We start from the raw sequence: 24,187 nt of genomic DNA on the forward strand, positions 1-24,187 counted from the left end.
AGGCTCTGATCAGGGGATCAGAGCGCTTATTCCTGCCAACACCAAAATTATAAATCTTATGAATGATTTGAATGCTTGAATTCACTTCGATTTTTCAAAATCAGCCTGTTGCTGTTCATAGATTTCATAGAAATCGTCCCAGACCAGTACATTATCCTTTTCCTTGCTCCACCAGTCTTTGTACCATGCTTCAATCTCCGGGCCACCGCCCTGTTCCCACTTCTGCTCTGCTTCGGCAGCAGCCTGCTCCACCGTATATTTGCTGCCGCCAATGATGGAACGGGTAAAGATATCGTTAATGGCTGTCGTCACATTGGTCAGCTTCACCTGGAGTTCCTTCGGCAACTGCGGCATATGTTCCGAATGGGTAACGCCCTCTCCCACCGGAAGATCCGTCATGTATACCTCACGCGCTTCCTTAAAAAGTCGAAGTCCTTCCTTCTGCGACGGAATCTCTTCGCTGAACAACATTTCAGTGTACCCACATTTGCCTTCCTCCAGGCGACTGTACAGCATGGCGTAATCGCCTGCCCAGCTGATCTCCTGCTTGTATTTCTCCTGATCCGAGATACGCGGACAGCCTTGATCGTTCAACGTATAATGCGTGCCTTCAAATCCATTTTTGAAGGTTCGGCCTGACTCTGTTTTGGTCAGAAAATCGATATATTGCATGACTGCTTCCGGATTTTTGGCTCGCGCATTCACAGCTGCAGTCATCTGAACCGGGTTATTCCACACCATCGTGTGCTGTCCTACGGACGTGGTTGGCAGAGCGATGACCTTTAATTTAGCCTCAGGAACATTTTGCATCAGTGTATCCAGTTCCTTCGCTGCAAACCCGGTATAATCCGAAGTCATGGCCGCGTACATACCGATTTTTCCATTCAGGAAATCCTGCTTCGCCTTGGCCCCATCCTTGTCGGTCAGTAAGTCCTTATCCACCACGCCTGCTTCATACAATGCACGTTTGAATGCTGTGGCTTCCTTCATGTTGTTGGGACCGACTACCATCTCCCCGTCCTCCACATTCACCCAGTTGGCGTTGTACATATAGCGGAATAGACCCGCTGTATCGCCGAACTGAAATCCACCGATGCCGTATGTATCCTTAGCTCCGTTTCCATCGGGATCATTCTCCGTGAAGGCCTTGGCTACCGCGAGCATCTCTTCCTCATTGGTCGGTACCTCCAGATTCAACTTTTCCAGCCAGTCTTCCCGTATGAAAAAGCTCGTCAGTGGAAACACCTCGTTCATACGTCCCACTTCATAGAGCTTACCATCGCTTTTGATGCCGGCCTTCTTGAGCTGGGGATATTTCTCCATCAAGGCTTTGTATTCCACGCTCGAGTTCTCGATCAACTCATCCAGCGGCATCAGCTGTTTCTGATTAAACAGTGTGTTACGGATGGGCGTACCGAATTCAAAAATAATATCCGGTGCACTGCCAGAAGCGAATAAAACGTTAAGTTTGGACTGGGATTCCCAGCGGGGAACTGCTGTATATTTTACATTAGCCGGCCCGTTCTCGTTGATCCACTTGGACCACATGTTATCTTCGATCGTACCCATGCCGCTTGGGACCGCGCCCCGATCATAGATCGTTGACGTGATATTCCCCCTGTTGCCTTCGCCTTCCCCCTGTTCGCTACCGTTATCTCCAGTACATCCCGCCAGCAAACCACCGATCAAGCCCAGAACGAGACCCGACTTCATCCATGCCTTCATCGTTAACGCCATAGATAAGACCCTCTTTCTCTCCTGTAATATGAACCCATGCGGGTTAACCTGCAGCCTGCCTTAACCTTTAATTGATCCAAGCATGACCCCTTTAACGAAGTACTTCTGCAAGAACGGATACACCGCCAAAATGGGTATGACCATCACAATGACAGCCGCTGCCCGGATGCCTTCCGGGGTCAGATTCGATATCATCGTTGGATCGGTAAAATCCTGTACATTCAGATTGGACATAATCATATTCTGGACGAGCACGGTCATGTTGTATTTGGACGTATCATTGATATAAATCATCACACTCATGAACGAATTCCAGTAACCTACGCCGTAAAAGAGGGCAATAGTCGCCAGCAAAGGTTTGGATAATGGCAACACAATTCGGAACAAAAGCCCCAGTTCACCACAACCATCGATGCGCGCGGCCTCGTCTACTTCCCCCGGGAGATTTTCAAAATAAGATCGCATGATCAGCATGTTATACGTGCTCACCAGGCCCGGTAGCCAAAGCGCACCGTAACTGTTCACAAGACCGAGATTTTGCACGACCAAGTACGTTGGAATGAGTCCACCGTTAAAAATCATCGTGAATACCATCGCCATCGTAAAAAAGCGCCGGTGGTAAAAATGTCTGCGTGACAGGGGATATGCCGCCATAATCGTCACCGCCATACTCAGCCCTGTACCGATCAATGTGATCTCCACACTGTTCCAGAATGCATTCAGGATCGGTGTTCCCGTAATTAGGCTGTGGTAGGAGAACCAGGTGAAATCGACGGGCCATAACCCCACTTGACCTGAAACGACCGCTCTCGCATCACTAAATGACAAGGCAACGATGTTCAGTAAGGGCAGGATACAGCTGATGGCAACCAGTGACAACAATACATAATTGATTAGGTAAAAGACTTTTTCTCCTTTGGTTTTTCTCATGCTGTTCTCCCTCCCTACCACAAACCTTCGTTAAATCGACGCGCGATATAATTGGCACTGAAAATGAGGATAAATGCAACCAGGGATTCGAACAATCCCATTGCTGTTGTCAGGCTGAACTGTGCTCCCTGAAGTCCGGTGCGGTAGATATACGTACTGATGACATCCGCTATCTCGTTGACATTGGAATTCTGAAGCATATACACCTGATCGAATCCAACCTCCATCACTCGTCCCATCGACAGGATCAGCAGGAGAATAATGGTGGAGCGTATACCGGGCAGGGTGACATGCCAGATCTGACGCATTTTGCTGGCTCCATCCATCTGTGCAGCCTCATACTGGCTCGGATCAATGGTCGTTAGTGCCGCGAGAAAAATGATGGCATTGAAGCCCATGTCCTTCCAGATCCCTGAGCCGACAAATACTGCAACCCAGGAGCCCTTGTTGTACATGAAGGGATAAGGCGCTCCTGTCCAGGCCTCAACCCAGCGGTTTACGATCCCATTTTCCAAAGAGAAGACCGTCATGATCATCATCGCAATAATAACCCAGGAGAAGAAATGTGGCATATAGACTACCGTCTGTACTGTTCGCTTGAATGCCATGTTTCGCACTTCATTGAGCATGATGGCCAGAATGATCGGAATGGGAAATCCGATAATAATGCTTAAGAGACTGAGGAACAAGGTGTTGCGAATAATCTCCACCGTGCGCGGATCACTGAACAGCGTCTGGAAATGCTGAAAGCCCACCCATGGACTATTCCACAGCCCATCATAGAAGTTATAATCCTTGAAGGCCATGACTAGCCCTCCAATGGGTGCATAACGAAAGGTAAGATAGAACATAATCACCGGCACAAACATCAAGATTAACGGAATATTCATCTTGAATCGTCGCAGTCGCTGCTGCCGAATCCGATGCTTCATCTCACTGCCCGGCGGTTGTAATCCAGACGGCGGACCTGCGGTCAGTTCCCCCTTCACATCCATCACTCCTCTCTGCTGTTGATGTACTATAGTTGTATTTTAGATAAAAATGTAAGCGTAAACATTCGATATTTAACGATCCTTTTATAATTTTCTACGCAAAATAACCCCACATGGTGGGGTTGTCCTTGGAAATGCATAGATATAGAGAGGAAGCTTCTCTGTAACTGTGATCTACAGTAGCAGATCAGGGAATTACCGATGCTAATCCGGGCACTTCACTTGGCTACTTGCTTGCGATATTCGCGGGGCGATACCCCCGTCATCTGTTTGAATACGGTTGTAAAATAACTGGAGTTATCGAACCCGGTCAGTTCCGCTATATCTGCCATGCTCTGCCGAGTGCTGTGCAGCAGCAGCTTAGCCTTATCAATTCGGCGCTTGCTGACATATTGGCTGAAGCCTTGTCCTGTCTCTTTTTTAAACAAATGGCTCAAGTAGTTGGGTGTCACATGAACATGGGCAGCCACGGCCTGCAACGTGCAGGTGCTGGAATAGTTCATTTCAATATACTGCATGACTCGTGTAACGACATGATCCTGCTGTTCCTGAGTTAGTCGCATCAGCATATCCACCCACTCTTCACTCTTGCAACGGGCCCAAGCGATGACTTCAGGAATGGTATGAATCCAGAGTAGTGGATCTGGGGCAGTGGAGTCCATCCCACCGGATTCCTGAGGCTGAAGCTGTTGTACCAGCAAGTCCGCCATGACCTTCATAAGCATATGAATCTCCGCTTTGCCTTGCGACAAGCTCATCCCGGACACTTCTTCCAGCAAAATCTCGATCCGATTCATTATCGCTCCGAATTGATGATGGAGCACCAGCGAAGTCAGTTCCTCTCGCAGTCTCTCGGTACGGTCCACCTGGCTGTATTGTTCCCTGATCCGAATGTCAGACTGTTTCCGGCGATATCGTTCATGTGCCTTTTGCAACACCTGACATGCTTCATCGAGCGAGAACGGCTTCAACAAAAATTCAATCGCCCCATAACGGATGGCACGCTGTGCATATTCGAACTCACGATAACCAGTCAAAATGATAATCATAATGTCCAGTCCACTCTCGTGTATGCGTTCGGCAAGGTCCAGACCATCCATCACAGGCATGTTGATGTCCGTAATGATGAGATCTGGTGTGCAGCTGTGTACAGCCTGCATCGCTTCTTCTCCATCGGCCGCTTCCCCAACGACCTCCCAGCCGAGGGGGTTATTATGAACCAGATGAATCAACCCCTGACGAAATAATAGTTCATCATCCACCACAAGCATACGTCCATTCACAGAACCTACTCCTCTCAGTCACCTGAATTTCCCGGCATGAGTCCCTCACCAATCTGATAAGGCAAACGAAGACGCACCAGCGTACCCTCACCCACAGTCGACTCGATCTGTACACCGTAGGGTTCGCCATGAATCAACTCAATTCTTCGAAGTACACTCCGCATACCAATGTGCTGGCGTTTGTCATCCACATGTGCCACTGGCGTCATAATGTTTTCAATGACCGATGCGTGCATGCCGCAGCCGTTATCTGAGATTTCAATGATGAGCAGATCCGGCTCACCCTCATGTCCGTTTTGCCGCGAGCCACGAATCTCCAGATGGCGGTTGTTCCTTTTGTCCGAGAAGGCATGAACAAAAACATTCTCCACGATGGGCTGAAGCAACAGTCGGATCAACTGACAACGAAGCAATTCAGCAGGAACGTTAATTGTAATCGACAAAGCTTCCTGATACCGAGCCTGCTGAATCTGCAGGTAATGATCCATTTGCTTCATCTCATCCTGCACGATCGTTAGTCGCTGCACGGGCTCCAGCGTATACTGCAGCATCTCCGACAATGCAGTGACCAGGCGAGCCGATTTCTCATCGCCAAGCATATAGAACTTCCAGAAAAACATGCTGAGTGTGTTAAACAGAAAATGGGGATTCAGCTGGGCCTGAATGGCTTTGAGTTCGGCTTCTTTTTCACTGAGTTCCCGTTCATACACTTCATGGATCAGCGTATCAATCCGGGACGCCATTGCATTGAATCGTTCACCGATGAAGCCTAGCTCATCCCGGGACTCAATCCTTACCCGTGTATCGAACTGTCCATCACGGACTCTTTTCATCGCGTTGACCAGACTCGCAAGCGGACGCAACAGTCTGCCGCTAATTACGGTAATGATAAGCCATGAGCATAATACGCTCGCTACCGCAGAGAACACGGCAACTTTTACAATGATCTTTCCCTTGTTCTGAATCTGAGCGAGTGAGACCTTGCTGACCAACGTAAAGCCCGCTTTGTCTGACGTTTGTTTCGTATACAAGTGGGTTGTTCCCTGCTCATCCCTGATCTCGGTCGCCCCTAGGCTTAGTTCGGTAAGCGGTGGTGGATCTGCATCCTGATTATGAAAGGCATATAGAAGCTCACCATCTGCGTCAAACAAGTAGACAGCCACTTCCTCATTCAGTCGCAGATCTTTGAGATAAGATTCGAACAACGAGGTGTTAAACAGAATTAACATGACGCCATAGGTCTCCAGATCAACAGACCGCATTAATCGTCCCGCCAGAATCCAATTGGATTGTACCTCCTGCAAGAAGGCATCCGGCCCCAAACGATTCCAACCATATTCGCCGTCCGTTCCTTCCAGTCTATGAACCATTTCTGCAAGATAGGAAGGGTCCATCTGTTGAAACGAGCCCGCAAAGGCGCCGAGATTAAATATGTTTTCCTTCAGATCATATATGCGGAGCCCCATGATCTCGGGTGCATCCAGCCTTACCTGATACAACTGATCATCCAGTTCATCTTCCAGCTTCATCTGATCATAGGACGAGATGCCTGAGGTCTGTGCTTTGATGGCATTTTTCACGGAGGGATTCAGTGTGATATAATCGGTGACTTTGTACATGTCGTGTACCCGAGAATCCAGACGTGCAAGAATCTGCTCAGCTGTAAGGCTATACTGGCGACTGACCTCTTCATTGAACAGGTCGATATGGATGCGATAGGTGATTAACCCTGTGATTCCCGAGATTAAGACCGTTGCCGCAGATAAAAACAAGATTAGCTTTGTTTTAAATTTAAAGCGTTTACAAAAGTTCATCCACCACATCTTGCACACGCACCTCACCTATTCCGTACATGTCTTACTTCTAAAAACATATCATACCCCTGTTGGAAAAAACCAGAAAAACCCTGACCCCGCTTCAATCGGTAGTCAGAGTTTGAAGGCATTGTGATCCAGACATGTTACCAGGATCCTCCAGGTTAACTCTATCCGGCTATTTTTATTCCCCGTAGATCTCTTTGATCCGTTCTTTCTCATTCGTAGACAACAGAACATTAAGCAATCCCATCGCATTATTGGCATCGGTTCTCGTCGTCTTATACATCTCGGCATATGCTGCTTCATCCTTCTCCGGGTCCATCTCAGCAAGCTTGCCCCACGACGTGCGGGCCTTGTCGTATAGAGTAGTCAATGTGATGTCATAAGGATGCTGTGCAACAGGCGCCATGGATTCAAATTTCGCTGTAATGCTGAAGAAATCTTTGGAATCCTGGAACGATGTACTGCTGTAATCCTTATTTTTCATCGTATCTTCGGTAATCAGCAGACCTTCACGGGCGATAAATAGCGTTTTCACCATGGCACGTTCCAGGTTGGTTGCTTCTTCCCAAGTTACATAAGATTCGTCAGGTGCTTGTACAGTTGTGAAAAAAGGAAAGGCATCATCAATCAACCGCTGCGAATCGGAATGAATTGGTACTCCCGCATTCATGTCCAAAACGGTATCGCTATAGTTAGCCACATTAATATTTTTGGAACCTTCCTCACTGACCCGACGCACCGGATGATCCGCAAGCGGGATACGGATATAACCAAGCTTATCCGCATACTTCTGCTTCAACTCTTCCAGTGTGGAGTCCTTTCCAATCTTGCCGTCGTCAGCTGAAGAAGATTCTTCTGTAGCTGAACCTGTCTGCTCACTACCATTCGAACCGGATGCTGCTGTTTCTGTGACGGTCGTATTGGGACTGCTTGTCTCCGACGAAGTAACTTCTGTACCCGAAGCAGACTCCGACGATAACGCCTCTTTAGCTCCACCACCACAAGCTGTCAAAATAGCTGCCAAACTGAACATGACGGTGAACGTCTTTATCGTATTATTCCATTTCATCGTATGATCTTCCCCTTATCGGTTGTATAACTTACAAGAATATCCTTTCAGATAACATGCTTGATTCACAATTGGACATGGTCTACATTCTATCACAAGTTAAAAATCGGTTGTATACGACGATATACCTGTGTCAAAAGCCTTTTACTATCCGTGTATTGACTACCACCGCAACACAAAAAAACACTGTCGCCCATAAGGACAACAGTGTTCGTGAAGCAAGATTATTTGATACCTTTGGCCTTCTCCATGTGTTCTGATCGAATCTGAGGGTCCGTGGAATTGACCGATGAGAGCAGAGCGTAGATCGCCTGAATATCCTTCTCTTGAAAGACAGTCTCGGGAACTTCAGTCTCAAGTCGTTCCGTCTTGCGCTGAATGGTCTCTACCAATTCATGGTCGTAGATGATCAATTCATCCGAATTCACATACCTCACAGCAGGATCAACACTGATACGGCAACGGTTCGTGAAGGTCACCATGGAGACAAGGCGTACTCTTTTGTAATCTCCGAGGTGTGCATGAATGGCTTCAACATGGGCACGATGCTGCATGAGCGGATTGTACATTTTGACCCGGCTGCTGCTGACCGACCAATTGGCTTCTCTTCGGCCGCCGCGGATCTCACCTGTCGTCAGATTCCGGGTTTCGATGACGAAGATTGCTCGCGGACCGATCACGACATGATCAATCTGCGAATAACCGGAGCGTGACTTTGGATTGGTAACAAGTAAGTCGTTCAGCACTTTATATTCACTTGGGAGACCAATCAGCTGATCTGCTGTACTAGGCTCCTCCGGCTGGCGTGTCCAATCCCCTTCCGCTTTTTTCTTGCGCTTACTACGGACCATACGCGGGGGAATGGTTGTCGTCGATGGTAACGCTGAAGCGGAGGCTGTAATCTGGTTCGCAAGCTCTGGCTGTGTCTTGAACAGAGACAGGATTTTCTTGAACATGGGCAAGCTCCGTTCTATTGTAGTGTGGGTTAAGGGTGACCGTTACAGGAGAATAACATCCTTTGACACATTCATTATGTAAACTTCTATTACTTATGTCGGATAAAGAGGGGGAAAAATAAAGGGAAGGTGACCAAAATCTCTTCATTATGCAAAATACATATGAACATTTAACCAATTCCATGACTTTAGACGCATAAACAAACCTCAAAATTGAAAAAAAACAGCGCAACCTTTCCTGAATAGAAAAAGAATACGCTGCTGTTCTCTTGGATGTTAAGCCTGAAGATAATAGGTGTAGAGTACCTGTGTACCTTTCTCATCCAGACCATTATTCGCTATTTCCTGATACAGGGATTCGGCCAGAGCCAGCCCAGGCGTTTTCATGCCCATCGCTTTTGCAGACTCCAGTGCAATGCCCATGTCTTTGATAAAATGTTTCACATAGAATCCAGGCTCATAATCGCCTGCGATCATGCGCGGACCGAGATTGCTGAGCGACCAGCTTCCGGCTGCACCGGTAGCAATGCTCTTCAGCACGTTCTCCGCGTCCAAACCAGACGTCTTGGCATAGGCAAGTGCTTCGCATACGCCCATCATGCCAGAGGCAATGGCAATCTGGTTGCACATTTTGGTATGCTGCCCGGCTCCTGCCTTGCCTTGCAGCACAATGTTGGTGCCCATCTGCTCAAACAGCGGACGCACGGCATCAAAAGCCTCCGAACTACCCCCAACCATAATGGACAGCTTGGCGTTCTGCGCTCCGATATCACCGCCCGACACAGGCGCATCCAGTGCATGCAGTCCTTTGGCTTCAGCAGCTTCAAAGATTCGTGCAGCCAGTAGCGGACTGGATGTCGTCATATCAATCAGATATGAACCTGGTTTGGCATTGGCTACGAGACCATCCTCACCGAGATAAATTTCCTCTACATCTTTCGGATACCCCACCATCGTGATGATGACATCACACGCGGCAGCCAGTTTGCCTGGTGTGTCATGCCATACGGCACCTTCCTTCACCAACGCTTCCGCTTTGGCAGCGGTTCGCGTGTAGACATGCAGCGGATATCCCGCTTGCTGGATGTGCCCAGCCATGCTTTTCCCCATCACGCCTGTACCAATAAAGCCAACTTTCGTCTCTCCAGGTGCCTTCGTTGTATTTGTCATCGCAGGTTTCCTCCCTATTTCTCTAAGTTTCGTAAGGTGCTTGTTCTGAGATAGATAGCTATATCTGTATGTTAAAGCTTTCGTACCCCGCCGTCTATCTTTTGTCTCCAAATCTAGCGAACTGACATACGGTATTGGTTCGGGGACATTTGAACGAAACGTTGAAACGCACGGTTCAAATTACGTTCAGAATAGCCTACCTTTTCCGCAATTTCTGTAATGGTACAATCGGTGTCCTTTAGCAGTTGTTTTGCTTTTTGCACTTTCATATTCATCAGATATTCGATAAAGGATACTCCCATCTCCTTCTTGAAGAGCCTGCTCAGATAGGATGGGCTAACGTTCACGAGTTCCGCACAATCCGAGAGGGATTGGACACCTTCAGGCTGAAGGTTAAGGTGCTCGCATACACGCTGCACAATATGACGGGATGAATGTGTACGGAGATCTTGACTGATCTCTATGCATAGCGGAAACAACACACCAATAAACCAATCGTGCATCTCTCGTGACGTCTGATTTTCCTGCAACTGATCGAACAGATTCCCACCCAGCCGTTCAAGCATGCCTGGTCCTTTGGTTTCCATATATTGAATAATGGCCGACAAGAGCATGTGGTAGCCCTGGATCATGATCGTATACGATTCGGAACCACGGACCCTTTTGGAAAACCTGTGAAGTACATCTTCAGCTTCAGAAAGGGTGCCATTCCATAATGACTCCATCATCTCCGTCTCCATCTCTCGTGGATACATAAACACCGGATTTCGCTCAATCGCTACAATATCTTCGTAAAACAGGACATTCTCCGCATCGTCAAATAATCGGTATTGCAGCGCCAGCTGTGCTTCCCTGAACGACTCTGCTACAGTTTCAAGTTGAACTGAACGGCCCACCCCAACCGTAGCAGAGAAGGAGAGGTACTGATTCAGTGCGTCATGAATATCCTCTGCATAACGACATACCCTCAGTCGTATATCACCAGAAGACATCGTTGCATCAAAGTGTAATATCGCTACGGAGTCACTATCATTTTTATCCACCACGTATCCTCTAAGATCATCATTCTGACCGAGCAGTTCATCCATTACATTTTTCAAAGCGAAAACAATGACGGGACCTTCACTTGGTAAAAAACGTTTCTTCTTCACCAGATTCTCTACTTTCACCACCAGCACAATGTACTGTCCTTCAGTTGAAACATCGTGTCTGGCGCATTCCTCAGCAAACGGAGTGCCTCTCCATGAACCACTGAATTGCAAGAGCTTCTGAAAGAAACGATCACGCAAATCAGGTTGTATGCCCTCAATATAACGGTTAAGCTTCTCCGTCTGGTCGTTGAGATAACTAAGTGAAGACCTGATGTATTCAATTTCGTTTCCTTGGGGAGCTGACTCCTGCCCATTTCTACGTAGGTGTTCTCCGTAACGCAACAACTGTTGAATTGGATTATAGGCGAGCCGTGAGCTGAACCAGGTAAGCAGTAATCCAACGAACACAAAGATGGACACACAGATCAGGATTAATACGCGAATCCAGTTCAACTGGGCAATCATCTCCCGCTCGGGTAACTGTGACACATAGGTCCTTCCCATTGACGCTTCCACATAGGCCACAAGTTCCTTGCCCTGAGCCCCCTTCAGTACGTCATGCCCCGACCTTTCCCTGCCCTCCTGATACGCAATCTGCTGTAATATGGCATCATCAGACGCAACTTTACCAATTGCCTGGGGTCCGTCTGTATGCAAAATAATTCGTTGATCTGAATTCAAGATCGCCAGGGACTGATCTTCCAGACTAACGGAATAACTTCGTAGCAGACTTCGCAATGCCTGTTCTTTCATCTGCAGAATGATCACACCACTCGGTGGCCCCTGACCCATGATCGGCAGTTGTCTGACATAGGAGATATAACCCGCCTCTCCGGACCCAGGCAGATACATCCATCCTGCCCCTTGGCTTCCTTCAAGCGCGATCTTCATATCCTGCTTCTCTCGGTAATCTACCAACGGGACCAATCCATAATAGTGGGATAAAACCATATCCGTCCTGGTATCAAAATAGATCATTTCTTCAATCAAATTATTGGTGTTTTTGTGAAGTTGAAACAACTCCAGCAGATCCAGATGCAGAAAGTAATCGCTCTCATAATTGGCATTCCCCAGTGCATTACGCATCAAGGGACCGCTGGCGAGCTGCATCGATTCATGCTCAATATTGGTCAGAATGTTCTCGACCCGGTCTTTGAGCAAATTAAGAGAGGCCATGTTGTTATCCTGAAACTGACCGGTCAACTTGATCATGGAGAAATGATAATACGCACTTCCGGCAAGCACCACCGGAATGACCACCGACATGCAGCCCAGCCAGATCAGCCTTTTCAAATACCCATTCGTTGCGAACCAGCGATCCAATATGGATTGGACGGTATGCATGATACGTCTCATGGAATCACCCCCGTGTGCTTCCTTATGCTCATTCCCATCAACTATTAGGGTTCATTATATCAAGAGCGGTATGCGGATACACTCCCAAACATCCAGTCGGGGAACGTTTATTTTCAATTCACCTTCAATCCATTCCGTCTTCAGAAGATTTCCGGTAATTAAGGCTTCCGCTTCTCCTGCCGGACTCCCCTCACCAGAGCCCACCGTAATCTCAATATCGTGAAGCGGTAGGACGGAAGACAATGGTCTGCGCCCTGCTCCGTTGACCAGATGAAGAAGCAGCTCGTCATCTTTGCGAAAAACCGCCAATTGTAGTCCCGGAATGGCTGTCACGGATACCAGTGCCTTTCCATCCAGCAGAAGGTCTACGGCGTTAGCGAAGAGTCTGAAATGTTCCTCCAGCTTAAATTCCTGGATTAGATTGCTAAGCGAAAAGGGGAAATAACACGCTTTCCCTCCTCCAAGTGTACGAAGCAGCGCTAGCGGAAGATCCGTCTGCTTCACAGCCAGTGAAGCCCGTTCAGGAGGTGCGCCCACACTTTCCAAGGGAGAAAATGGAGGCACCAATGTTGCCAACACCTGTACGTCTGTATCGATCGGTTGGCAGTACATTACCTTTCCGCGATGGGGGATAAGTTCGGTTTCTTCCAATTCACGCTGCAATGGGTTCGTACCTTTAGATGTGTCTTTGCCTACAGATGCCGAAGATTCGAAGCGCAAGTAAGAAGCGAATAAATACTCGCTCTCCTGCATTTCCCCGGTAATACCGAACAGATCAGCCAAAAGGGACCTGGTCTGCATTTCTTCCATGGGCAACTGTCCTTCTGCAAGCACAGCCCCTCCCTGACTCACGTATTCATGCAGCGAACTTACAAAATCAGGCGGATATGTGCATCCTTCAGGCAAAAGAATGACCTGGAACCGATGCAGGTCCACATTTGCCAACTGTTCCGGCAGAATTATATCAAACGGGATTTGCTTATGAATCAGCGCTTCAGCCAGACCTTCCGCAGAACGGTCTGCATTCCATAGTAAAGCTACCTGACATACCGGCTGTGCACCGTCCATATAAGTAGCAAGTTTTGAGGCATCCGTGTTGACTTCCCTCACCGTACGCAAGATCCGCTTATCCGTAATCGTATCCGGAATTCCGGTCAGGGAGTGCCAGAGTTGGCCTCCATTGGCCGGGATCTGTGAGAGCCAGAACCGATACTCGGCTGGTGGAAGCCCCGTGTGGCGCCAGTCCATCCCCGGACAGGAATGAATGATGCCGAAGGGATCCGGACGTCCAGGAACGGAGCGCCCTACTTTGATACTGAGCGCGGGCTGCCAGAATTCCGGTATGCGCGTATGTCCCAATGACAGGACATCCTGTGGCTCCGTGCAGAGCATATCCGTAATGGAAACCCTGTTCTCCAGATGATCCCGGTGCAGATTATAATACAGAATCATTGGTACTTCAGGTCGGATCTCCTTGATCTCCTGATACATCCGTCCCAGATTATCATCGAAGCAACGTGAAGCAAAATCAGGCTCGAGTTCGGCAGACGTTCCAGGCAGATCCGCACCATATAGACCTTTGTATTTCTCCTGACATTTGGAGCATTGGCAGAAGACATATCCGGGGGCGTTAAAGAAAACACCGTCAATCTCATAACGTTCCAGCGCCTCCCGAATGACTGGAACAGCCAATTCCTCGTTCCGATAACCCCCGTTAATGCAGGTCGACATGAGAAGCGGCCAAGCACCCGGGCGTGTAGCCCCAATAATATCCGGTTGCCCTCCTTCCTTACGTGCAAACCATTGGGGCCGCTGCAGATAGACGGAGTCCTCTGCTTTGCTGAAATCAAAGCGGGCGATAAATCGAATTCCCCGCTGATGACAACTGTCGATCAACTCCCGCAGCAGATCACTGTCATGAGGCAAATAGTCATTATGCACATGAAATTTCACTTGGGATGAATACCAGGCATAAATCCCAGCGGTATTGAACACCATCGCATTGGCGCCCATCTCCATGATCTGATCCGCAAGCTTTTCGGGATTAATCTTTGCCGTATCCTTGACCTGCATATTGGGCTGGATGATGCGTAGCGGCTGCTGCCACCAAGGACGATGTTCCTGCTCGGTTATTGGGCTCTTCATCGCTTCTCCTCTATTCCGTTATTGTAGGTTGATTGAATTGATCGTACGCTTTGGCCATCTCCTGGTACGCCTGCTTGATGTCAGGTTGATTATTCAATTGGTCTACATAGGCTCTGAGCTGTTCCACACTGGTTTGACCAACAATCGTCCGGGTTAGCATGGAACTGTATTCATCTGCGTATTTAGGCCACGTTTCTCTCCATGCTTCTGAAGTGATGACTCGATAGAAATCAATCTTGCCTATCTCATCAAAGTTTTCGACTTCCTTGATTTTGGCATCATTATAAGCCTTGTCACCAGAAGCACTGATCACCTTACCCCATTTGGCGTAAGCGAGCACACCCGCACCTTTACTGGTCGTATTCACTTCCTTAACTCCCTGTTCCGTCAGAACCTTCTGACCGTCCTGTTCCGTATAATGAACACCTTCAATTCCATAGTAAGAGAAATCCGTCATCTCCTGAGAAGCCGTCATGTCAAAATACTTCAGAAGCTGCTTCACCTTTTCTTCCGGCACCTTTTTCGAAATGTAGAATCCACCAGCTACCCCGGTTTCCAGTCCGACTGCCGCATCTCCATGAGGACCCGTCAGGGACAGATTCAGAATCTTCGCATCCGGTTGGCCCGATTTCTTCATGGCCTGCTCCCATTCGTGATCCCACCAGATTGGACGTCCATAGGAAGCGGCCCGATTGGTCTTGAAGAGTTCCTCAGCCTGGCTCTCTTTCATGACGGCATACTCCTTCGATAACAATCCATCCGCATATAGTTCACGGAACCACTCAATCATCTCGATATACTGAGGTGTTAAGCCTGGGCTCATCAATCCGCCATCATTATCATAGGTAGGATTATAAGCTCCGAATCCCGCCTGGAACATTGCTGGTGGATTGTTGATGAACAATAAGCCGACGGTATCCTTATTCCCGTTGCCGTCCATATCACTATCCACGATCTTTTTCAAGACTTCCCTATACTCTTCGAATGTCTTGGGAATCGGCAGGTTTAGCTTCTTCAGCCAGTCCTCCCGAATCTTCAGTCCGCCGTCAATACGAGAGCGGGAACGCGGAACCGCATAGATTCCTCCATCCACCGTCAGATACTTCAGGGCATCGGGAGCCAAATTCTCTTTGAGATTCGGATATTCGCTGAGATCTCCAAGGAACGGCGTCAAATCCCAGAACGCACCATTCTGAATGGCCGTAATCAGAGTTGGACGAATCTGATTCTGGTAGGCCACCACTTCGGGCAGATCACCCGACGCAAGCAGCAGATCCAGCTTCGTATCCAGATCTCCCGACGGTACCCATTCGATGTCCAACTTGGCGTTGGTACGTTTCTCCCATTCGGTCCAATATTCATTGTCCATATCGGGAATCTCATTGTATAAGCCTGCAAACATCTTGATATTCAGCGTCTGATCTCCCCCAGATTCCCCTGTACCTGGATTATTGGCTTCTCCCGATCCACTGCTCCCGCTGCACCCGGCAAGCATGGAAACCGCCAATAGAATGCAGAGCCATGTCGTCCATCGTTTATTGAGCTTGTTCATTGTTGTTATCCTCCCTTAAGATCCCTTTAGTAAGCGTTTGCAAATCAACCTAATGAACATTTCTACTTATAAACTTAAGCAGCAAGCGTCACCCTTTGACCGAACCAATCATGACTCCTTTGGCAAAATGCTTTTGCAAAAATGGATACACAATCAGGATCGGTACCATCGCCAGTACGATGGAGGCCATTCGAATCGTCTCCTGCGGCACAACACTTTCGTCACTGGCTCCCGCCTGAGCCACGGCGACCGAATTCGAATCGATTACAAGAGTTTTGATGAGCAGCTGAAGTGTCCACTTACTGGAATCGGATAGATAGATGAGTGCATTGAAATAGGCGTTCCAGTGTCCCACCGCGAAGAACAGCGTAAACGTTGCGATGGCTGGCATCGATAACGGGATTATGATGCGGATGAAGGCCGTTAGGTCACTGCATCCGTCAATCTGTGCAGCATCCTCCAACTCGGAGGGCAGCGATTCCAGAAAGCTTTTAATCACAATCAGGCTCCATGCATTCGTCAGTCCAGGCAGAATCATGGACCAATATGAGTTCAACAGCCCCAATTCCTTAACAAGCAGGTAGTTGGGAATAATGCCGGCACTGAACACCAAGGTGAAAATGACCAGCCCCATGATCCACTTATGACCGGGCAACGACTTCTTCGTTAAACCATAGGCCATTGTGAAGGATACGATAATATTCAGTATGGTGCCAACCACCGTAATAAACAACGTGCTTTTGAAAGCGTTCAGGAAGCTATTCGTTGATAAAATGTAACGATACGACTCCAGCGACCATTTTTCCGGAAAAAGATAAAACTTCAGCGGCACATACACTTTTGGATCGGTAAATGATACGCTGAACACGTACAGAAACGGGAAAATGCAGGCTAGCGAGATCAAGGCAACCAGGCTGTAATTGATCCAGTCAAAGAGTGTCAGACCTTTTTTCTGCACAACAAAGCTCATTTCTTATCCTCCTGTCCAAAAAGAACAACGACCCTCCGGGTTAATAGATTCCCTCATGTCCAAGTCTTTTCACAATTTTGTTGGCAGCCACAATCAGGAACAATCCGACCAGCCCTTTGAACAGCCCTACGGTTACTCCGATGCTGATCTTGCCTTGCAAAATGCCATACGTGTAGGAATACGTATCGAATACCTCCCCTACCGAGCGCACCAAGGGGTTCATCATCAGCAGAATCTGTTCAAATCCGGTATCTGCCATGCTTCCAAGGCGCAGAATGAGCAAGATGATAATCGTTGGCCGGATGGCCGGCAAGGTAATATGCCAGATCTGCCGGAAACGTCCGGCGCCATCCACAACCGCAGCTTCGTAACGCTGAGGATCGACCCCCGCCATCGCAGCAAGGAAAATGATCGTCCCCCAGCCCGCTTCCTTCCACATGCTCTGTGCGGTAAGCAGACCCCAGAAATAATTCGGTTCGGATAAAAATGAGATCGTATCTTTCCCACTCTGCGCAATCAGTTTGTTCACAATACCAACGTCGGTGGAGAGCAGGAAAAACGTCATGCTGGCTACAACGACCCATGATAGAAAATGCGGCAAATATACAATGGATTGATTGATGCGTTTGAACGTCTCGTGCCGGATTTCATTCAGCATTAGCGCCATCAGGATCGGCAGTGGGAAATGGAACACCAGCGCGATCAGATTGATGGCGAGTGTATTGCGCAGCATGATATAGAAGTTGGAACTGCCAAACAGTTCATTGAAATGCTTAAATCCCACCCATTCACTGCTCGTAAATCCAAGGAATGGATTGTAATCCTGAAAGGCGAGAAGTAGTCCCCAGAGGGGAACGACTTTGAATAATAAGAAGTACAACAGCCCCGGTAGTATAAGTACATAAATCATCCGGTGTTTGTACATGCGCGATAGCAGACTGCCGGATTCCAACTTGCCACTTGAGCGGTTTATCGACTTTAGCTGGGTGTTCATCGATCTACGTCACCTCTCTCTTCGAGGCATGATCCATGTCAATTACAATGGCCTCATACCGTGCCAACATAGGGAGGCTAATCCTTGTTACATTTCCCTCTTGCCTGATGGGAACAGCCTTGGACGAACACAGGGAGTACGCATGTATGGATGCGCCGATGTTGTTAAGTTCAATTGCAAGGTCGTATAGCGGTAACGCTTCCATATATGTCGTGCCATTGAACCCGGACAAGTTCAATAGCTGAACCAACATGTTGCCATCTTCCATCCGGTTCAGGAACAGCTCCACACTGGCTGGAAGGTCTGTTCTCAATGAGCGTTCTCCAATGAAACGTTCGAGTATATCCGTCACTGCATGTTTGTGATCTTCGAAACCGTGTTTGTAATACAACGCACCTGGATTCCAACCGTAATAGATGCCTGCCCCACGATCTACATATTGGGTGATCCCCAATCCGTAACTCTCTCCCATCTGATGACCATAGGCCCGCTCCGGTGGACCGAAAGAGGCTGGTTCGATATAAGGCATATATCGCTCCGTATCCGACGGATTGAACTGTATTCGCGAAAAACCGCCGCTGACCGTAATCCATTCCCGATCCTTTAGACTGGGAAAGAGATCGTTGTCACCAACATGCAAGTAGGCGGCAGGCAGCATATCTACATCCCCTGAATGGACAGCCCCAAACCATTCCTGCAAACATTCCGCATCATTCTTGAAGGCATTGCCTGTAGCAAGCAGCGCTACTCCCTGACTTTGCACTTCTTTCAATGCTTCTAAAGTTTGTGGTTCAGGACGTTGCAACCCGGGCAAGATGACTACTTTCACTGCGGCGAGTTTATGCGCCATGGCTGCAATCTGTTCTTCCACGATGACATCAAACAGTATATGGGCTTCTTTTAACATTTTGAAAAGTCCAAGATATTCGATTCCCGCCCCAGCCGCTGACGGTTTGATCAAAATGACTTCTGCCATGGAAGCGAGATGTCCATAGATATGTTCATGGTCTGCATGATAGCGGAAGATACGCTGTGCCACGGCAAAGTTCCTTCGATCCGGATATCCCTCAAATGCCCCAATGATACAGAAGTCCAGCCCTGATCCGTTCGCCATATTCTGAAGTAACCGCACTTCAGTCTCATATGGAGAAACACCTGTGAACCGGTAGGTCAGGTCGATGGCATTGATGCTGCAATTGCTGATCAACTTGTTATCCCAACTCTGTACGACAGAAGCTACATTTTCAGAAGCAGAGTACTGCCATAAAGGCAAGGCACGAGTAAGTGATGTGTTGGATTCCTTTCGAATGATATCGACCTGGTGAGGATGGTAGGTGCTGATTGCCACATGAGGCCAGCGGGATTTGACCAAGTCATGGATTTTGCTGAGAATCTCTCTGGAAGTGAACTCCTGAAATTGAAGATACGCTGCATGCAGCTCATGCTCAGAGCCTGTATAGTCCAGTAGCTCACTCTCGCAGATCTCTTTGAAACGACGCTGACAATTGTCACAGTAACAAGGACCATAATAGTTACCGCTGTAATCCCAGTGCTGATAACCAAACATATTGAAGAAAATGCCATCCACCGGATACTTCTCCAATACTTCCGTGATGGTTTCGAGCGATTTTTCCTGCTGATATGCACCGTTCAGACACGTATGCACAATCCCAAAATAATTCACTTCTTGTCCTTCACGGTCACGATAGAACCATTCCGGATGTGCTTCAAAAAGCGATTCATGCGCTTTGCTGAAATCAAAACGGGCAACAAACTTCATATCCAGCTCATGTGCCTTGGCGATGGCTTCCTGTAGCACATCCGCATGAAGATAAGGTGTGACGTATTGGTGCTCCAATGTGGAAGGATAGAAAGCAAAGATGCCTCCCGCATTCATCATCAACACATTGGCATGAAACTCCTGAAGTTCTTTCATCAACAGGTCCACGTTCATCCCCGCATCAATCTCACGGAGATTGTTCTGAATCAGGCGAAGCCGGTTCGAAGACCACCAGTTCATTCGCATCGTCCTCCTCTTGTCTGCGATGTACTTTAACCGTATACCTCGGATGACAGGCACAGTAGGGACATTTTTTGCAGAAATCGGCTAGGAAATATATGTCTGTTCTATGGAGCCAATGAACAGCATGAAGGCATACATGCCAGATATGGCAGACAATAATTGTCCGTTCATTACTTTGATGAGTTTTTTGGTTCAAAAAATATGAAATAGGAATCAACTTCCTATATGCTGTACAACCTAACGGAAACTTCCTTCATTGGAAAGGAGGATTCCCATGAGCCGGAAAAAAGGTCAAATTACCATCTGGTTGTCCTTTTCCATCCTTTTATTAAGTGCTGGTCTCGTCTCTCATGTCTTGTCCGTTCCAGCGATTCTTGAAGCTGCAGGCAGGGATGGATGGTTATCTGTCGTGGCGGCAGGCCCCTTCTTCATGTTGTTTCTATGTATGATGTACATCATTATTCGACGTGTACGTGGACAGCGATTAACCGATTGGATTACGCGAGAATTCGGGGCGGTCCCTTCCTGGATCTTCCGAATCTCCGCCTCCATTCTGCTATTCACGCTTGGCACGCATACGTTATATGAGACAACTAACTGGACCGTGTCCACATATCTTCAATTCACGCCTCCCTATGTTCTGGCCGGTGGAGGAGCACTGGTTGCCGCATGGGCAGCGGCTAAAGGCATACGCTCCATTGCGATGACTTCCAGTCTTCTACTGCCTTTTGTGGTTCTGCTCGGTTATTTTGTAATGTCCGCCAATATGAAATATAAAGACTACAGCCTACTGTTCCCGATCATGGAGAACGGCATGGGGCCCGTCTGGCGGGGCATGATCTATTCTCTTGCCGGACTTATGGAAATCTGGATTCTAATGCTGTTCCAACATGAAGTCAAAGGCAAAATTCGGTGGTGGTATGTCCTGATCCTCGGCGTATTTATGCTTAGTATGGCCATCGGACCAACCATTGGAGCCATTGTGGAATTCGGTCCTGAAGAAGCAGCAAAACAACGAAACAGTCCCTATGAGCAATGGAAACTTGTGAATATCGGCAAGCTGCTGCAGCACGTTGATTTTTTGTCCATCTATCAGTGGCTTAGTGGTTCCTTCGCAAGAGTGGCTATATCCATGTATCTCATCGTGGATCTGCTGAATTTCCGCAGGCCGAAGATACGATATATCGCCATTCTTATCATCACCGTCATCATGAGCTTCATGGCGATGCAATGGTGGCGCATTGATTACGTGGATTATTATGTGGACCATATTCAGTTCCCGGTCATGCTCGCCTATGTCTCAGTCGTTACCGTAATATTGACCATTGCTGCATTAATCCATAAAAAGGACAAGGAGGCTCCCGATCATGCCGATCTCAACCCAGCCCAAGAATAATCCTGCCGTTGAACCTTTCCGGATGAACGAGCATAACCTGACTACCTTTTTTTCCGGATCTGATGATGTGATCATCAATAGTCACATGCTCGGAGAATCTCCAATGCAGATCATTGTAGCCTATTGCAGCGGTATGGTGGACAGTGAAGCGATCTATCATATTATTCTCCCGGAACTCAAACGAACGTACGAGCACACCCATTTTGTCCGTACATCCGATATCGAAAAGTGCATCAGTTTGCAATGGAGTCGAATGGATCTGCAAGACCCGGCATTCGGAACCGAGCTGATGTCTCTCCGTGTTTTTGAAGGTCATATGCTAATCTGTGTTCCTTCCCTTCAAGCCATGTGGAGTATTGATATCTCGAACATCCCCACGCGTACCCCTGAAGAATCCACCACTGAAGTTTCGATTCGCGGGGCGCGAGACGGGTTCATTGAACCCCTTGCCGTCAATGTTGCCTTGATACGCACACGTCTGCGTACGAACCAGCTGGCCTGTAACATTGAACTGATCGGTTCACGTTCTGCAACCAAGGTGGCCCTGATGTATCTCAAGAATATCGCGAACCCGGAGCTGATCGAAGATGTGCAGGATCGGTTACGCAAGATTGAGACCGAACGTATCATGACCGCCAATGAATTAGAAGAATTACTGTCCCCTTCTATGATTACTTTGTTTCCCCTCACTCATTACACGGGAAGACCGGATTTTGCTGCAGAATGTCTCCTGAACGGGCGTTTCATTCTCATTGTGGACGGCAATCCCAGTGCCATTATTGGCCCGGTGAATCTGTTTCTTCTGCTCAAATCGCCGGAAGATGCCAGCTTTCCATTTCTTCCGGTGAATTTGGGCCGAATGCTGCGTTTTCTCGGTTTTATGATAACGGTGTTCCTGCCCGGATTCTATATTGCGCTGACATCGTATCATATGGATCAGCTTCCATTCCCCCTGGTGGCAACGATATCAGTCGGACGGATGGGACTGCCGATGGAATCAGGCGTTGAGATGTTCCTCATCATGCTCCTGATGGAGCTGTTCCGGGAAGCGGGTGTTCGCCTGCCGAGCGCAATCGGTCAGACGTTGACTGTGGTTGGAGGTCTGATTATCGGGGAGTCAGCCATCCGGGCCGGTATAGTCTCTCCACTTATGATCGTTGTTATTGCTCTGACCATTGTTGCCGGAGCAACGATCGTGAATCAGGTGATGACAAGTTCCATCCTGATCCTGCGCTTTCTCTGTTTTGTACTGGGAGCATCGCTCGGCATCTATGGTTTCATTCTGTCCCTGATCCTGTTTCTCATCTACCTGACCGATCTCAAATCATTTGGCATTCCATATCTGGCTCCGTTAACACCGCTCCATTTTAAACAGGCCGTGGCTTCATTATTCAAACTGCCGAAGGGGTTCGGTAAACGCAGACCCGTGTATCTCGAAACCCAGGAGCCCCGCAAGAAAGGTAGCGGACGATGAAACGCTTATTGCGGCGAGCATTACTGGGTTTGTTAAGCCTGGCAATGTGTGTCATGACAAGTGGTTGCTGGAGTGCATTTGAGATCCAACAGGTAGACTACGCGAAAGCGATAGGCATTGATTACAAGGACGGTATGTACCACATTTATGTGCAAACACTTGATTTTGCCAGTGTGGCCAAAAGTGAAAGCTCGACCAAAAGTGCAGATACGCCGCCCGTCTGGGTCGGTCATGCTGAAGGAAAAACGATGAGTCTTGCGGTGAACGAGCTATTTCGTACTGCCCAATTACACATCGCCTGGGGGCACGTTACAGCTATAGTACTGGCTGAAGGCGTATTAACCAGCAAACATATCAAGGAAGTGTTCGATATGCTGGGACGGTTCCCAGAATCCCGTTATACAACCTGGGTGTATGGAACCCGCGAACCACTGGAGAAAATTCTGAGCGCGACGTCCATCTATAATATGTCTCCGCTGGACAGTATTCTTCACAATCCGCTCCCGACTTATATGGAAGAATCGTTGTATCCGCCCGTGCTCAGCTTCAAGCTCATTGCAACACATAATGATCCGGCTACAACGACGTATCTGCCGAGTATTGCATTGAACAATACCCAGTGGTCAGAGAACCAGAAGAAACATGATTTGTTTCTGATCGAAGGGGCTTTTTTTGAAAGGACAAGTGTTGACTTTGAGTTCCTGCCACGCAGTCAGCTTCCCGGTTATCACTGGCTAATTAAGGACATGCGGCGTGCCCCCTTGCTTGTGCAGAAAGACGGAACAATCTATGGGGCACTCAGTGTAGGATTGCCGAAGATCAAAATCAAACCTGTCATTCATGGTGAAGAGGTCAAGTTCAACATTGACGCCAAATATCTAACTGCCCTGTACGAATATCTGGTACCCACCTCTTATGAAGAGATGATCCAGATTAGTGAAGTGAAGTTGCGCGAGCAGATCATGCAGACCTATCGCCATGGCCTTGAGCGTGGTATAGATATCTATGGCCTTCAGGAGAAACTGTATCGTAAAAATCCAAAGCTCTGGCGCAAGTTATCAAACAACGGTACCAAGATGATACTTACCGAAGAATCGATCCAGGATCTGAACATCTATCTCACCATACCCTATACAGGGAAATATAAAAGGAAAGTATAGCAAGAACGTGAAACCCCTTGCCCGTATGAAACGACGGATAAGGGGTTTTGGGTTCATGCTGTTTCTCTA

At 48.1% G+C, this 24,187-nt stretch carries 17 protein-coding genes; 3 read left to right on the plus strand and 14 right to left on the minus strand.

Features of this window, described 5'->3' with window-relative positions; all coding sequences use genetic code 11:
- Nucleotides 1-81: 81 nt before the first annotated feature.
- From AC4G47_RS25085 to AC4G47_RS25150, 14 genes are all read right to left on the minus strand, one after another.
- The gene (locus AC4G47_RS25085; RefSeq protein ID WP_491103288.1) at nucleotides 82-1,737 is read right to left on the minus strand and encodes an extracellular solute-binding protein; all 1,656 of its coding nucleotides are present in this window, start codon (nucleotides 1,735-1,737) and stop codon (nucleotides 82-84) included.
- A 60-nt stretch (nucleotides 1,738-1,797) separates the two neighbouring features.
- Complete coding sequence (locus AC4G47_RS25090; protein WP_145321031.1) at nucleotides 1,798-2,667, minus strand: carbohydrate ABC transporter permease; 870 nt, start codon at nucleotides 2,665-2,667, stop codon at nucleotides 1,798-1,800.
- Between the two features lie 14 nt (nucleotides 2,668-2,681).
- Nucleotides 2,682-3,599: an ABC transporter permease gene (locus tag AC4G47_RS25095; protein WP_047844113.1), complete on the minus strand. Its 918-nt coding sequence runs from the start codon at nucleotides 3,597-3,599 to the stop codon at nucleotides 2,682-2,684.
- A 278-nt stretch (nucleotides 3,600-3,877) separates the two neighbouring features.
- Nucleotides 3,878-4,942, minus strand: coding sequence for a response regulator (locus AC4G47_RS25100; protein WP_491103289.1), 1,065 nt, complete (start codon nucleotides 4,940-4,942; stop codon nucleotides 3,878-3,880).
- A 14-nt stretch (nucleotides 4,943-4,956) separates the two neighbouring features.
- A complete protein-coding gene (locus AC4G47_RS25105; protein WP_491103290.1) occupies nucleotides 4,957-6,765 on the minus strand; it encodes a cache domain-containing sensor histidine kinase in 1,809 nt (602 codons plus the stop codon).
- Between the two features lie 175 nt (nucleotides 6,766-6,940).
- Nucleotides 6,941-7,831, minus strand: a complete 891-nt coding sequence (locus AC4G47_RS25110) for a hypothetical protein (RefSeq protein WP_491103291.1) — start codon at nucleotides 7,829-7,831, stop codon at nucleotides 6,941-6,943.
- Between the two features lie 224 nt (nucleotides 7,832-8,055).
- Nucleotides 8,056-8,787: a nuclease-related domain-containing protein gene (locus AC4G47_RS25115; RefSeq protein ID WP_145146239.1), complete on the minus strand. Its 732-nt coding sequence runs from the start codon at nucleotides 8,785-8,787 to the stop codon at nucleotides 8,056-8,058.
- Nucleotides 8,788-9,063: 276 nt separating this feature from the next.
- On the minus strand, nucleotides 9,064-9,957 hold the full coding sequence (locus tag AC4G47_RS25120; RefSeq protein WP_458125463.1) for an NAD(P)-dependent oxidoreductase: 894 nt from the start codon (nucleotides 9,955-9,957) through the stop codon (nucleotides 9,064-9,066).
- Between the two features lie 113 nt (nucleotides 9,958-10,070).
- Nucleotides 10,071-12,404 (minus strand): helix-turn-helix domain-containing protein, encoded by a 2,334-nt coding sequence (locus AC4G47_RS25125; RefSeq protein WP_491103293.1) that lies wholly within the window; start codon nucleotides 12,402-12,404, stop codon nucleotides 10,071-10,073.
- 54 nt (nucleotides 12,405-12,458) lie between these two features.
- Entirely contained in the window at nucleotides 12,459-14,549 is a 2,091-nt protein-coding gene (locus tag AC4G47_RS25130) for an alpha-amylase family protein (RefSeq protein ID WP_491103294.1), read from the minus strand.
- Between the two features lie 10 nt (nucleotides 14,550-14,559).
- Nucleotides 14,560-16,101 carry an extracellular solute-binding protein gene (locus tag AC4G47_RS25135; protein WP_491103295.1) on the minus strand — a complete coding sequence of 514 codons (1,542 nt, stop codon included), beginning with the start codon at nucleotides 16,099-16,101 and terminating at the stop codon, nucleotides 14,560-14,562.
- Nucleotides 16,102-16,189: 88 nt separating this feature from the next.
- On the minus strand, nucleotides 16,190-17,071 hold the full coding sequence (locus tag AC4G47_RS25140) for a carbohydrate ABC transporter permease (protein ID WP_076332971.1): 882 nt from the start codon (nucleotides 17,069-17,071) through the stop codon (nucleotides 16,190-16,192).
- Nucleotides 17,072-17,111: 40 nt separating this feature from the next.
- The gene (locus AC4G47_RS25145) at nucleotides 17,112-18,065 is read right to left on the minus strand and encodes an ABC transporter permease (RefSeq protein ID WP_491103296.1); all 954 of its coding nucleotides are present in this window, start codon (nucleotides 18,063-18,065) and stop codon (nucleotides 17,112-17,114) included.
- A 4-nt stretch (nucleotides 18,066-18,069) separates the two neighbouring features.
- On the minus strand, nucleotides 18,070-20,085 hold the full coding sequence (locus AC4G47_RS25150) for an alpha-amylase family protein (protein WP_491103297.1): 2,016 nt from the start codon (nucleotides 20,083-20,085) through the stop codon (nucleotides 18,070-18,072).
- Nucleotides 20,086-20,362: 277 nt separating this feature from the next.
- Here AC4G47_RS25150 and AC4G47_RS25155 point away from each other — a divergent pair, with 277 nt between their 5' ends.
- The 3 genes from AC4G47_RS25155 to AC4G47_RS25165 are packed head-to-tail and all read left to right on the plus strand — an operon-like array spanning nucleotide 20,363 to nucleotide 24,118.
- Complete coding sequence (locus tag AC4G47_RS25155; protein ID WP_491103299.1) at nucleotides 20,363-21,484, plus strand: GerAB/ArcD/ProY family transporter; 1,122 nt, start codon at nucleotides 20,363-20,365, stop codon at nucleotides 21,482-21,484.
- Nucleotides 21,456-22,958 (plus strand): spore germination protein, encoded by a 1,503-nt coding sequence (locus tag AC4G47_RS25160; protein WP_491103300.1) that lies wholly within the window; start codon nucleotides 21,456-21,458, stop codon nucleotides 22,956-22,958. Before AC4G47_RS25155 ends, AC4G47_RS25160 begins: the two co-directional genes overlap by 29 nt.
- A complete protein-coding gene (locus tag AC4G47_RS25165) occupies nucleotides 22,955-24,118 on the plus strand; it encodes a Ger(x)C family spore germination protein (RefSeq protein WP_491103302.1) in 1,164 nt (387 codons plus the stop codon). The genes AC4G47_RS25160 and AC4G47_RS25165 overlap by 4 nt, the downstream gene beginning before the upstream one ends.
- Nucleotides 24,119-24,187: the final 69 nt, after the last annotated feature.

The sequence above is a fragment of the Paenibacillus sp. Negev47 genome (assembly GCF_058313655.1).